The 13216-nt window shown below is 61.2% G+C and carries 13 protein-coding genes; 8 read left to right on the forward strand and 5 right to left on the reverse strand.

From position 1 onward, the window contains the following. Window position 1: 1 nt before the first annotated feature. The gene (locus WE862_RS19625) at window positions 2-250 is read left to right on the forward strand and encodes a YfhL family 4Fe-4S dicluster ferredoxin (RefSeq protein WP_041210724.1); all 249 of its coding nucleotides are present in this window, start codon (window positions 2-4) and stop codon (window positions 248-250) included. 54 nt (window positions 251-304) lie between these two features. Here the strand turns inward: WE862_RS19625 and WE862_RS19630 are convergent, their stop codons facing one another. Further along, window positions 305-700, reverse strand: coding sequence for a DUF1090 domain-containing protein (locus tag WE862_RS19630; RefSeq protein WP_042030074.1), 396 nt, complete (start codon window positions 698-700; stop codon window positions 305-307). A 158-nt stretch (window positions 701-858) separates the two neighbouring features. Between WE862_RS19630 and WE862_RS19635 the strand changes: the two genes are divergently transcribed. Beyond that, window positions 859-1212 (forward strand): DsrE/DsrF/TusD sulfur relay family protein, encoded by a 354-nt coding sequence (locus tag WE862_RS19635; RefSeq protein ID WP_041210722.1) that lies wholly within the window; start codon window positions 859-861, stop codon window positions 1210-1212. 160 nt (window positions 1213-1372) lie between these two features. After that, complete coding sequence (locus WE862_RS19640; RefSeq protein ID WP_042030073.1) at window positions 1373-2455, forward strand: protoglobin domain-containing protein; 1083 nt, start codon at window positions 1373-1375, stop codon at window positions 2453-2455. A gap of 4 nt (window positions 2456-2459) precedes the next feature. On the opposite strand, the gene WE862_RS19645 is transcribed toward WE862_RS19640, so the two are convergent. Beyond that, window positions 2460-3683 carry an MFS transporter gene (locus tag WE862_RS19645; protein WP_042030072.1) on the reverse strand — a complete coding sequence of 408 codons (1224 nt, stop codon included), beginning with the start codon at window positions 3681-3683 and terminating at the stop codon, window positions 2460-2462. A gap of 202 nt (window positions 3684-3885) precedes the next feature. Beyond that, a complete protein-coding gene (gene sohB, locus WE862_RS19650) occupies window positions 3886-4893 on the reverse strand; it encodes a protease SohB (protein WP_042030070.1) in 1008 nt (335 codons plus the stop codon). 221 nt (window positions 4894-5114) lie between these two features. Between sohB and WE862_RS19655 the strand changes: the two genes are divergently transcribed. Both WE862_RS19655 and WE862_RS19660 read left to right on the forward strand, forming a co-directional pair. Further along, window positions 5115-5870, forward strand: a complete 756-nt coding sequence (locus WE862_RS19655) for a YciK family oxidoreductase (RefSeq protein WP_042030069.1) — start codon at window positions 5115-5117, stop codon at window positions 5868-5870. Window positions 5871-6000: 130 nt separating this feature from the next. Continuing rightward, window positions 6001-6900 (forward strand): LysR family transcriptional regulator, encoded by a 900-nt coding sequence (locus tag WE862_RS19660; RefSeq protein ID WP_041210717.1) that lies wholly within the window; start codon window positions 6001-6003, stop codon window positions 6898-6900. A gap of 17 nt (window positions 6901-6917) precedes the next feature. On the opposite strand, the gene WE862_RS19665 is transcribed toward WE862_RS19660, so the two are convergent. Further along, window positions 6918-8090, reverse strand: a complete 1173-nt coding sequence (locus WE862_RS19665) for an MFS transporter (protein ID WP_042030068.1) — start codon at window positions 8088-8090, stop codon at window positions 6918-6920. Window positions 8091-8276: 186 nt separating this feature from the next. Between WE862_RS19665 and WE862_RS19670 the strand changes: the two genes are divergently transcribed. After that, window positions 8277-9422 (forward strand): MalY/PatB family protein, encoded by a 1146-nt coding sequence (locus tag WE862_RS19670; protein ID WP_042030066.1) that lies wholly within the window; start codon window positions 8277-8279, stop codon window positions 9420-9422. 60 nt (window positions 9423-9482) lie between these two features. Further along, the gene (locus WE862_RS19675; RefSeq protein WP_042030064.1) at window positions 9483-10760 is read left to right on the forward strand and encodes a TAXI family TRAP transporter solute-binding subunit; all 1278 of its coding nucleotides are present in this window, start codon (window positions 9483-9485) and stop codon (window positions 10758-10760) included. A gap of 73 nt (window positions 10761-10833) precedes the next feature. On the opposite strand, the gene WE862_RS19680 is transcribed toward WE862_RS19675, so the two are convergent. Further along, entirely contained in the window at window positions 10834-11760 is a 927-nt protein-coding gene (locus WE862_RS19680) for a LysR family transcriptional regulator (RefSeq protein WP_042030063.1), read from the reverse strand. Window positions 11761-11932: 172 nt separating this feature from the next. On the opposite strand from WE862_RS19680, the gene WE862_RS19685 reads away from it, so the two are divergent. Further along, window positions 11933-13189: an adenylosuccinate synthetase gene (locus WE862_RS19685; RefSeq protein ID WP_033115332.1), complete on the forward strand. Its 1257-nt coding sequence runs from the start codon at window positions 11933-11935 to the stop codon at window positions 13187-13189. The last annotated feature ends 27 nt before the right edge of the window (window positions 13190-13216 follow it).

Consider the following 13216-nt stretch of genomic DNA (forward strand, 5'->3'; position numbering starts at 1 on the left):
GATGGCGCTGCTCATCACCGACAAGTGCATCAACTGTGACATGTGCGATCCCGAGTGCCCGAACCAAGCAATCAGCTTAGGGGAGGAGATCTACGAGATCGATCCCGGTCGCTGCACCGAGTGCGTCGGTCACTACGAGAAGCCGACCTGTATCAGTGTCTGCCCCATCGACTGCATCATCTGGGATCCCGCCCATGTGGAGACCGAAGATCAGCTGATGGAGAAGTTTGTGCGGATGCACAGGCAATAAATGCAAAAGGCCGGGTTATCCCGGCCTTTTTGATCCCCGCTCATCGAATGGGCGCTACTTTTTGTTGACCAACCGGTTCAGCTCACCCAGCTCCCGCTGAGCCTCCAGCAAGTCGGTCTGAGCCTGCTCCAGCTTGTTCTGCTTGTCGGCCACCTTGCCCGGTTTGCCGGACACTCTGGCCTCCTGCAGTTCAAGCAGGCGCTCATTGACCTCTCCCCGCAGCTTGCTTACCCGTTGTTTCTGCTCCTTGAGGAGCCCTTCGTCGGTACAGTAGGCCTTGATATTGCGCGCGGCCTGTTCCAGCCCGGCAATCTGCCCGGCATTGTTGTGTGCTTTGGCAAACACCAGCTGCTCATTGACCGCCTGCAGGCGGGCCTTGCAACCGACAGGCTGACTGGCACAGGCCGAGCCCGCCAACAGCAGCAAGCCGGCTCCCAATACTTTCCACATCTCGATTCATCCGGTCTTGTTTGCGAGCTGACCATAAAAACCTCGATCGGCAGCAGGGTCAAGCAAGCGGGAAAAAGGTGCGACAGAAGTTGTGTCATATCACGCAATTGCCACCTTATTGGTTCTACAATGGCGCTCTTTCCAATCGGGAGTCTCTTATGAATCAACAAATTGTGGTGATTGCCAATGGTGCCCCCTATGGCAGCGAATCCCTGTTCAATGCCTTGCGTCTGGCCATTGCCCTCAACGAACAGGGCGGTGCCAGCCTCAAGCTGTTCCTGATGTCCGATGCGGTGAGCGCGGCGCTGGCCGGTCAGGCGCCTGCCGAAGGGTACAACCTGCGCCAGATGCTGGAGATCCTGCTGGCTCAAGGGGTCACCATTCGCCTGTGCAAAACCTGCACCGATGCCCGTGGCATCACTGCCCTGCCGCTGATCGAGGGCATCGAGATCGGCACCCTGCCGATGCTGGCCCAGTGGACCCTCGCCGCCGACAAGGTACTGACCTTCTAATACCGCTCGCCTTACTATCCAGGCCGATGAAATGGCTCTGTCGACAAGAGCCATTTCAGTCTCCACCCCACAAGTGTCTACACTATCAATTGCAAATTATTTCCAATAAGGCTACGGCAGCGACACGGAGTCCTGCCGGCCCCCTTGATAGAGAGCGGCGATGAAACCCACGGAACAGACCCTGCTGGAGCAGATGCGGATCACCGAATTTGAAATTGCCCATCGCAAAGAGCTGCTTTTGCTGAACGAACAGGATGTCGCTCTGCTGGCAAGTTACAGCGGCAAGATCGAGCCCCATATCGATGAGCTGGTCGACAATTTTTACCAGCAGCAAACAGCTATAACCGAGATTGCCCTGCTGATAGGTGATGCCGATACCCTCAACCGGCTGCGAGCCGCCCAGCGGCGCTACATTCTCGATCTGTTCAGCGGTCTCTACGATCTGGAGTACGTCAACAACCGGCTGCGGATCGGGCTGGTGCACAAGCGGATCGGCGTCGAACCCAAGCTCTATCTGGCCGCCATCAACACCCTCAAGGCGCTGCTGATCGAAAACATCTTTGACCAAATCGGCAACGAGAGCGAGCGGATCGCCATGCTGGCGGCGCTGGACAAGCTGATCCTGTTCGACATCACGCTGGTCTTCGAGACCTATATCCGCAGCCTGGTGTCAGAGATCGAGTCGTCCAGAGAGAAATCGGAGAACTATGCGAAAAGCCTCGAACAGAAGGTTCGCGAGCGCACCCATCAGCTGGAGGAGCTCAATCGCACCGATGCGCTGACGGGATTGCTCAACGTTCGCCACCTCAATGATCAGCTGCAGCTGACGCTGCGCTCCTGCCAGCGACGGGCCGAACCGGTGGCCATCGCCTACCTCGATATCGACAACTTCAAGCAGATCAACGACAACGAGGGGCACCAGCGCGGGGACGAGATCCTGCGCACCGTCGGCACCTGCATCCGTCAGGTCTTTCGCACCGAGGACTGCTGCTTTCGCTATGGCGGGGATGAGTTCTGCCTGATCCTGCCCAACTGCAACGAGGCGCAGGCGCGGGATATCTATCTCAAGCGGCTGACCCAGGCGATAAAAGATCAACTGGCCGGGATCACCCTCAGTATCGGCATAGTGCAGACCGGCCCCGAACATTACGACGAGGGGCTAAACCTGATCCGGCTGGCGGACGAGCGGATGTATGCCGCCAAGCGAGCCCTCAAGACGGTTTCCCCCAAAGAGCGCCATTGAGCACTCAGTTGCTGCCGGGCTTCGACACTGCTGCCACAGGGTGCCGCACGCGGGCGCCCCGTTCGTAGAGCCAGAAGATGGCCACGCAGAGCAGCGCCATCAGCAGGAATAGCAGCTGTCCACTCCACTGCTCCAGGATCCAGCCCCCCAGCAGAGCCCCGACGGCGCTACCCAAGCCCGCAAGCGCACTGGCACCAAAATAGCTCCCCTTGAGATGGCCGGGCGCCATCTGGTCGATCAGCACGTTGAGCAGTGGAAAGAGGATGGTCTCGCCGATGCTGAGCAGCAGCACAGCGGCAAACCAGTGGCTACGCACCAGCGGATCCCCTGCGGCAAACAGCAGCTGGGCCGCCAGAAACAGAGCCATGCCGATATGAAGCCGCACCCGCACCGGCCAGCGCGAGAGCAGCCGCAGCAGCGGGAACTGCAGCAACACCACCGTCAGAGCATTGGTCGCCACCAGCAAGGCAACCAGCTCGGCTACCTGCGGCATACCGGCGCGAGTCAGGTACTGAACCAGTGGCGAGTGAAATTGGGAGTAGACCAGCACCATCAGCAGATTGGCCATCACCAGCAGCAGGAAGGCACGATCTGCCAGCAACACCTTGATCGCATCGCGCAAACCGGGGCCGGCAGCGCCATGACGGTGAGAGGAACTCGCCCGACGAAAACCCCAGCCAAAGGCAGCCCCCAGCAATAGATAGCTCGTTGCCAGAAAGAGGAAGGTCTCCTGCTGGGCATTGAGCCCGAGCGTCACCCCGAGCAGTGGCCCCAGTGCGGCACCAAGATTGAGCAGGAAATAGCGCAGGTGCAGAGCCAGCTCCCGCGCCTTGGCCGACGCCAGACTATCAGCCATCAGCGCCTTGCCGGGCGCATCGATAAGCCCGGAGGCAAGCCCGCTCCCCATCACTCCGACGCCAAGCCAGAGTACGGAGTGGGAAAAACCGAGCAAACCAAAACAGAGCATCGCCACCAGACAACCGCCGAGCAGAATACTGTGCCGCCCGAAGCGGTCCGAAAGCCAGCCGCCGTAGAAACTCACCAGCGTCGAGAGCGCTGCCGAGCCCCCCAGCAGCAGGCCGATGAGGGTTGCCGAGAGGTCATACTCCCGATAGAGCAGGATGGAGAGAAAGGGCCACACCATGTAGTAGCTGGTGCGCACCATGAAGGTGCCCAGAATGACGATCCAGACCAGCGGGGTAAATTGCCTGAAGGTGCTCCATGGCATTGGCATGCTCCCTAGCCCGTAGGGCCTGCAATGAAAGGGGAAAGCCCTCAGTTGTAACAGAGGAGTTGAATGGAAACAACCATCCTCGCCACGGCATTACCCCATCGGCAACACGGCCTGCAACGTGGTCAAAAAACGAGGCCAGCCGGGTTGCCCCGACTGGCCTCGCTCATCACTTGTCACGCCCGTTGCGGGTCGCGACTCAACGCCAGGGGCTCTGCTGCCACAGACGGCCAAACCCGGCTTCCAGCGCCTGTGCGCCCTGCTGCCCCAATTTCTGGGTCAGGCTCTTGGGCCGGCTGTAGCGGATGCCCACCACCTTGTGCTGGCTGGCCTGCGCCAGCAGGTAGTCATCACTGGTACAGAGGCTATCCACCAGCCCCAACCCCTTGGCCTGACTCGCCAGCCAGTGCTCGCCGGTGGTGACCAGATCGATATCGAGCTGCGGCCGGTGCTCGGCAACAAACTGCTTGAAGCGCTCGTGGATGGCGGCCAGCTCCTCGCGAAACTTCTCGCGCCCCAGATCGTCATTCTCGCCAAACATGGTGATGGTACGCTTGTACTGACCTGCGGTGTGCATCTCGAACTCGATGTCGTGCTTTTTCAGCAGCTTGTTGAAGTTCGGCATCTGGGCGATCACCCCGATGGAGCCGACGATGGCAAAGGGTGCAGCCAGGATTTGATCCGCCACGCAGGCCATCATGTATCCGCCGCTCGCTGCCACCTTGTCGATGGCCACGGTGAGCTTGATCCCCTTGTCACGCAGCCGCTGCAGCTGGGAAGCGGCAAGACCGTAGCCATGCACCACACCGCCGCCGGACTCAAGGCGCAGCAGCACCTCGTCGCCCGGCTGCGCCACCCCGATCACCGCGCTCACCTCTTCGCGCAGTGATGCAACCTCTTTGGCATCCATGCTGCCATTGAAATCGATGACGAAGAGCCGGCTGCGTTCGTCACCCGCCTTGGCACGCTTTTTCTGCTCCTCTTTCTGCTGCTTCTCCAGCACTTTGCGCTCAGCCTTGCTGGCCAGTGCGCTCTTGAGTGCAAACTGCCCCTGCTCCAGCTCGTTAGAAAGATCGGTCACCACCAGCTCGCCCTTGCGCGCCTTGGGTTGACGACTGCTGACCACCATCAGGACGATGGCGCCGATGGCCAGCAAAAAGGTCACGGTTTTGGCCAGAAACAGGCCATATTCGGTCAAAAATGTCACGGTGGACTCCAGAGAGGATCGGTTTTGTCACATTCTAGGGAGTTTGCGGGACGCGCGCAAAAACTCTGCATCAAGCCGTTAAAAATCCAACCTGATACTCACAACCCCTCTATTTTCTTCACATTTTTTCGGGGATGAGCTGGTCAAACCGAGGCGCGGATCAGTACACTTGCCCTCGATTGCCATGCACTTATGGCCGGAATTTGTTAACAGGAGTTGCCATGCTCGATTATCAGGCCCCCCGCGATCTGCTCAGGGAGAAGGTCATTCTGGTCACCGGTGCCGGAGACGGGATCGGCCGCGAAGCCGCCCTCACCTATGCCGCCCACGGCGCTACCGTGATCCTGCTCGGCCGCACCAGCGCCAAACTTGAAGCCGTCTATGACCAGATTGAGGCTGCCGGTCACCCGCTGCCCGCCATCGTCCCGCTCGATCTGAAAACCGCAACCGCCGCCGATTATCGTGGACTAGCCACCACCTTCACCCGCCAGTTTGGTCGCCTCGACGGCATTCTGTTCAATGCCGGGCTGCTCGGCACCCTCTCCCCCTTCGAGCACATTCAGGAGAAGGAGTGGGACGAGGTGATGCAGGTCAACGTCAAATCGGAATTTCTGCTGACCCAGGCGCTGCTGCCGCTGGTTCGCCAGAGCGCCAAAGAGCACGGCGATGCTTCCATCGTCTACACCTCCTCCAGTGTGGGCCGCAAAGGACGGGCTTACTGGGGCACTTACGCCATCTCCAAATTTGCCATCGAGGGGATGATGGAAGTGCTGGCCGACGAGCTGGAAAACACCGGCGTGCGGGTCAATACCCTCAACCCGGGTGGCACCCGGACCAAGATGCGGGCCAGCGCCTTCCCGGCGGAAGATCCGATGAACCTCAAGACTCCGGCCGACCTGATGCCGCTCTACCTCTATCTGATGGGAAGCGACAGCCGGGGCAAAACCGGCCAGACCTTTGTGGCACAGCCCAAATAAGCCAGGAAAGCGGCGCAGCCCAAATAAATCAACAAAATAACCGGGTTATTGCGAGACAGGGATTAAATTGAATAGGGAGCCTCGGCTCCCTGCATCTCCCTGACTCCACCCTCTCCAATCAGGTTGAACTATGTTTCGTCCCAAAAGCACGTTTGAGCAATGGCGGATCTTTCAGGCAGTGGTCGACTGTGGCGGCTATGCCCAGGCGGCCGAGGCGCTGAACAAGAGCCAGTCCTCCCTCAACCATGCGGTTGCGAAGTTGCAGCAGAGTCTGGGGGTGCCCCTGCTGGAGGTGCGCGGCCGCAAGGCGGTGCTGACCCCGGCGGGGGAGATCTTCCTCAAGCGGGCGCGCCAGTTGAGCCAGCAAGTGGAGGAGCTGGAGAATCTGGCCAATAACCTGGAGCGGCAGTGGGAACCGCAGATCAACCTCTATGTCTCGGCCCTGCAGCCGAGGGAGCGCCTCTACCGTGCGCTGGCCCACTTCTACCCCCGCAGCCGTGGCTGCCGGGTCAATCTGCACGAGCGAATTCACTGCCATTTCAACGCGCTGCAGCCGGGGGATCTGATGCTCTCGGAACATCTGCCGGGGGATCGCACCGGGCTGGTGCTGGACGAGGTGTGCCTGCGCCCGCTCTGCGCCGCCAGCCACCCGCTGGCCCAACTGGAGGGGCCCATCAGCCTCGATGACCTCACCAGCCACAACCAGATCAGCCTTCATCCCCCCATTCACCGCTCGGTGGACTGGAACGACGCGGATGATACCGGCTGGAAGGCGACGCACTACCACGAGGTGATCAGCATGATCCTGCAGGGGCTTGGCTACGCCTGGTTGCCACGCCATCTGGTGGAAGCGGAGCTGGCCTCCGGCACGCTGGTGCAGCTCGATCTGGAGAGCGGCAACGAACGCCACCTCTACACCTACCTGCTTACCCTCTCCCCCGAATCACTAGGCCCCGCCACCGAGCTGCTGCTGCGCTGCCTGCGCAACGAGTATCAGGGCGAGCAGAGCCTCTCCGCACAGGGTAAATAAGGCGCTACCCTTTTCTCCTAGACATTGGGCACCCGCCAGCAGGCGGCCAGCGCCACCATGGCCAGCACCAGTGCCACCATAAAGACACCGTGAAAGCTCCACACCTCCGCCACTATGCCGGCAATGGCGCCCGCCATGATGGAGCCGGTGCGGATGCTGTTCGAGAAGAGCGTGGTGGCAACCCCTGCCCGACCCGGCATCAGATCCTGAAAATAGGACATGCCGATCCCCGCGACGATACCGATGAAGATGGCGTTGAAAAGCTGCAGCGCGATCAGCGCATAGTGGCTGGTGAAGCTCACCAGCCCGCCATAGAAGATGACGCCGGCCAGCACCGCCAGCAACATCATCGGCCGCTTGCCAAACCGCGCCGTGTAGTAGCCCGCCAGCAGCATGAAGGGGATCTCGAGGGCCGCCGCAGTCCCCATCAGCACCCCCGCCAGCTTCTCGTCCATCCCCAGCTCGCGGGTGATGTAGAGCGGCATATTGATGAGGTACATGCTGTTGCAGGTCCACATCAGGGTAGACGCGATAAACAGCGCCCGCACCGAAGGATCCCGCCAGCTGCTGACCCGCTCGCTCTCTTCGGCCATCTTGGGCAGCGGCAGAGAGGGGAGCCAGCGCCAGACCACCAGGGTACAGAGCAGATAGGCAACCGCAGAGGCGAGATACATCACCTCGAAGCCGTAGCCGATGGCCAGCGCAAATGCGATGGGTGGGCCGATCACCCAGGCCAGCGAGAACTGGGCGCGCATCACCGAGCTGAACATGTCAGCCCGCTTGTTGCGGCTGTCGGAGTACTCCCGCGCCAGTGCAAACAGCTGGGGGCTGGCCGTAGCCGCCAGACTGGCCAGCAATACCCCCAGACTCACCAGCAGCCAGTAGTTGCGGTTCCAGGCAAACAGCAGGGAGAGTGCGATGCCGGCAAAACAGCAGCGCAGGATGAGGCGCTTGCGATCCCCCCGGTTGTCGGAGCGATGGCCCAACCACTGGCTGATCAGGATGCCGACCACGGCATTGATGGTGTAAAAGAAGCCCACCAGAAAGGGGCGCACCTGAACCTCTTGAGCAAGAAAGAGGCTCAAGGTTGGCACCTGAAGCGCCACCGCCACACCAGTCATGAAGGTGACAGCAAGAAAGGAGAGGGATACGGGATCGGGGCGTCTTGTTACCGCCGTCAGCAAGGCCATAGGATTACCATTCGTCGCGAAGCAAAAAATACGGAAGGTCAGAGCAGCAACCGCATGAAAAAACCGCACTTATCTTATGTCATTATCAAGAGCCGGCTCAAGGCTGCTCACCCCGGGGTTGTCGCTTGCGGGGCGGGCCGCGACCCCGTAGAGTGAAAGCCCATCTGGCCAGCACAAGGAGTTCGCATGTTTGATTTTGATCGGGAAGTTGACCGCAGTGGCACCATGAGTCTGAAGTGGGACAAGTACAAGGGCCAGGATGTGCTGCCCATGTGGGTTGCCGACACCGACTTTGTCTCTCCGCCATCCGTGATCGAGGCGCTCACCCAACGGGTTGCTCACGGCATTTTCGGCTACTCTCGCCCCTCCCCCCGCCTGATCGAACTCATCATCGAACGGCTGGCCACCCGCTATGGCTGGGCCATCCAGCCGGAGTGGCTAGTCTTCCTGCCCGGCGTGGTACCGGGGCTCAACCTTGCCTGCAAGGCGTGGAGCCAGCATGGCCGCGGCATCATCACCCCCAAGCCGGTCTACTACCCCTTCCTGCAGGCGCCGGGCTTCAACGACCGTCCCCTGCTCACCGTCCCCATGGTGGAAGAGGCCGGTCGCTGGGTGCTGGATCTTGCAGAACTGGAGCGCCAAGCCCCCTCGGCCGACCTGCTGCTGCTCTGCAACCCCCACAACCCGGGCGGTACCGTCTTTACCCGCGACGAGCTGCTGGCCATCGATGCCATCGCCGAGCGCCACAATCTGGTGATCTGCTCAGACGAGATCCACTGCGATCTGCTGCTGGACAAGTCGGCCCGCCACATCCCCTACGGCGCCATCAGCCAGGAGGCTGCCGAGCGCTGCGCCGTGATGATGGCCCCGAGCAAGACCTTCAACATCGCCGGCCTCTGCTGCTCCTTTGCCGTGGTACCCAATGCCCGTCTGCGCTTCCGTTTGCAACAGGCGATGCGCGGCATCAGCGCCGACGTCAACCTGCTCGGTTTTGTAGCGGCTGAAGCGGCTTATGAGGGCGGCGATCAGTGGCTCTGCGAACAACTCGACTATCTGGCGGCCAATCTGGCCCTGATCCAGCAGGCCGTCGCCCGCTGGCCCGGTGTCGAGCTGGCCAGCCATCAGGCGACGTATCTGGCCTGGATCGATGTGAGCGCACTCGGGCTAGACGATCCCGTCGCCTTCTTTGAACAGGCTGGGGTAGGCCTCTCGCCGGGTGCCCAGTTTGGCAATGGCCAGTTCGTGCGCCTCAACTTCGGCTGCACCAAAGCGCGTCTGGTCGAGGCTTTGGCGCGGATGGAACGGGCCATCCTGAGCCACGGCAAACAGTAACAACTGACAGGACGGGCAGTGCCCGTCCCCTTTTCCTGCACCACCAGCCAGCGGTTAACTATGTACCCACGGATTTTGCGTCACCTCCTGCTCTCACTCGGCATCCTGCTCCCCTTCGGCAGTCAGGCGCTGACCATCGGCACGGGCCCCCTCAATGGCGTCTACTACCCCACGGGAGGTGCCATCTGCCGGGTGCTCAATGTCGATCACGCCCTGCATGGCGACAGTTGTACGGTGCAGAGCACCCGCGGCTCTCTGGCCAATCTCAAGGCGCTGAACAAGGGCGAGGTGCAGCTGGCACTGGTGCAATCAGACGTGCTCCACCACGCACTCCATGGCACCGGCCCCTTCAGCGGACAGGGAGCCAATCACAAGCTGCGCAGCCTGTTTCGCCTCTATCAGGAGTCGCTGACCCTGCTGGCCAGTGCCAACAGCAATATCACCACTCTGGCAGATATCGAGGGCAAGCGGGTCTACCCAGGCAATGCCGGTGCTGGCGACATGGTGACCAGTCAGGCCCTGATGGGCGCCATGGGGTGGCATCCCAAGCAGTTTGCCGCCTACAAGCTCAAATCACCGCAAACCCCGCTGGAGGGGCTCTGTGACGGCACACTGGACGCCGCCTTCGTGGTGGTTGGCCACCCGAGCCAGGCGATCGGCGATCTGATTAGCCGCTGCCAGGTGCGCCTCATCCCTATCGAAGGGGAGCAGATCGATAAACTGCTCAAGCAGCATCCCTACTACCAGCGCAGCCAGATCGCCGCCAACCTCTATCCGGGGCAGCTCACCGCCATCAACAATATCGGGATGAGCGCCGAGCTGGTGGCGCTGGCCAGCCTGCCGGACCCCATCGTTCGCACCGTGCGCGACACTCTGCTGGCGCGGGTCAGGCAGTTCAGCCGCCTCCACCCGGCCCTGAGTACCGTGACGCCGGAACAGCTGCAGGCGCAGACCGAGCTGCCGCTGCACCCGGGCATGTCGGATGAAGTGCCCGAACCGCTGCCGCTCGCCCCCGAGCAGCTGACCGAGGGAGAAGCTCCCTCTGCAGCCACCAGTGCGGCCATCTCGACCGGGGTCGCCTCTGACGTGGCTTCCGGTGCCGTCTCCAGCGCTGAACCGACCACCGGCAGCGCGGCGGTCGCGACGCAACCAGCCTCCGAGCCACAACCGACCCAGCTCGAACCAGCCACAACCGCAGCGGCACCTGCGGCTGCCCCCTCTGACGCGGTACCGACAACCGGAGAAGTGGTGGCACCAGCCATTCAAGCCAGTGCAGCAACAGAGACCATGCCAGCAACCGAGCCTGTAGCGACCAGCAGCGCTGCCGCGGCGCATTAAAGCGACGCCGGGCGGGTATATCAAACAAACAGAGCAGCCAAGGCTGCTCTGTTTGTTTATCTCGGTTTCTTCCCTATCTCTGCTCGGGCTGTTTATCAGCCCCTGCCAGATAGGGGTTGGGTTTGTGGATCTCCTCCTCCACCCAGACAAGCAGTTGCTTGATAGCGCGCGACAGCACCTGATTCTGGCGCACCACATAACCCAGGCTGGTGCCCGGGAAATCGGTCAGGCTGGCAACCGGCGCGGTCAGGTTGAGGCGAGGATGCAGGGAGAAGTCGGGCACGATGGCGACGCCAAACCCGGCTTCGGCCCAGTCCAGCTGGGCATCCACGCTACCCACCTCCATGATGCGACAAGGAGGCAGCGCCAGCAGCGGTAGCGAGGGATCGATCAAAGCCCGAGTGCGGGTGTCATGACCAAGCAGGATCAGGGTCGGCTCGTCGAGGGGGTCGCTCTCCCCCGCTCTGGCCCGCGCCTGCCAACGGGTGAGACCATGGCCCAGCGCGCACCAGGTCACCTGCTGCAGTTCGGTGTAGAACAGCGGTTCACTGCGCTTTTGCGCCATCACAAACCCCAGATCCGCCTTGCCGCTTTTGACCAGCTCCGCCGCCTGATCCGAAGTGGTGTTGAACAGGGTGAGGTCGATGCCGGGAAACTCCCGCTTGAAGCGCTGAAACGGCTGAATGAGCAACAGGCGCGAGATGATGTCGCTGGCAGCGATGGCCAGCGTCCCCTGACTCAACTGGTTGAGGGCATTGAGATCGGATTGGCAAAGCTGGAGTTCGGCGATGGCCCGTTCGGCGCTTTGCAGCAACCGCTCGCCAGCCTGAGTCAGACGAAAGGGGCTGCGCTCGATAAGCCGCACCCGGGTTGCCTGCTCCAGCCGCTTGATATGCAGACTCACGTTGGGCTGGGTCATGTGCAGTTCGGTAGCGGTCTGGCCAAAGTGCTGCAACCGGGCCAGGGTGACGAAGGTTTGCAGCCAGTGGATGTCCAGCATAAGACTCCCTCAACTCACTGTTCATTGGGCTCTGCGCGGCGATCTTGCGGCCACATGCCGATAAATTGGCCATCATTATATGGTTTTATTATCGGAACTATAAAGATAATTAATTTTTCTAATCCGCAGCAGGCTCCTAGGATGAACGCCTAACGTCTTAGGAGAAAGAGTCATGTCGTCTATCGTAGTCGTAGGTGCCAACTGGGGTGATGAAGGCAAAGGCCGCATCGTGGATTATCTGGCAGGCCAAGCTGGCGCCAGCATTCGCTTCCAGGGCGGCAACAACGCCGGCCATACCGTCGTCAACGACCTTGGCACCTTCAAGCTGCACCAGGTTCCGAGCGGTGTCTTCAACCCGAACTGCCTGGTCGTGCTGGGCCCGGGCATGGTGATCAGCCCCGAGAAGCTCACCGTCGAACTCGACGAAGTGAAAGCCTCCGGTGTCGTTCCCAAGCTGGCCATCTCTGACCGCGCTACCCTCTGCCTGCCGCTGCACGCCATGGAAGATACCCTGGAAGAGCAGCGTCTGGGTGACGGTGCCTACGGTTCCACCCGTCAGGGCATTGCGCCGGCCTACGGCGATCGCGTCATGAAGAAAGCGATCCTGGTTGGCTGGCTGAAGCAGCCGGAAGTACTGGTCGAGCGCATTCAATTCTTCCTCGACTGGAAACTGCCGCAACTTAAAGCTCTCTACCCGACCTTCGAATTCAACCAGACCGCCCAGGAGATGGCTGACTGGCTGCTGGAAGTGTCCGCTCCCTGGATCGACTCCGTCTGCAACGTCAGCATGCCGCTCAAAGAGCTGCAGGCCGAAGGCAAGACCCTGCTGTTCGAAGCTCAGCTGGGCGCCGGCCGTGACCTGATCTACGGCGAATACCCCTGGGTAACCTCCTCCCACGTATCCGGTGCCTACGCCGGCATCGGTGGCGGTCTGCCGGGCCTGCGTCCCGAGCGCGTCATCGCTGTTGCCAAGGCATTCAGCACCTCCGTCGGTACCGGCACCCTGCTGACCGCCATGGAGAACCAGGACGAATTCCGCAAGATCGCCAACGAATTCGGCGCAACCACCGGTCGTCCCCGTGACGTAGGCTACTTCGATGCCGTTGCCACCAAGAACGGTGTCGAGCTGCAGGCTGCGACCGAAGTCGCCCTGACCAAGCTGGACTGCCTGACCGGTCTGCCGGATCTGAAGATCTGCGTGGCCTACGAAGGTGCCCACACCGAAAACCCGATTTGGCCGCAAACCGCTGCCCTGAAGCCGGTTTACGAGCAGATGGAAAGCTGGAGCGAAGACATCACCGGCTGCCGCACCTTCGAAGAGCTGCCCAAAGCTGCCCAGCAGTACGTACTGCGTATCGAAGAGCTGCTGGGCGTACCGGTTCCGATGGTCTCCGTCGGCCCGGGCCGTGACGAGATGATCCTGCGTTAATCCGCGCGATCAGCTGCCAGCACTGTG

Origin of the sequence: Aeromonas jandaei (assembly GCF_037890695.1) — a bacterium.
Taxonomy (GTDB): domain Bacteria; phylum Pseudomonadota; class Gammaproteobacteria; order Enterobacterales; family Aeromonadaceae; genus Aeromonas; species Aeromonas jandaei.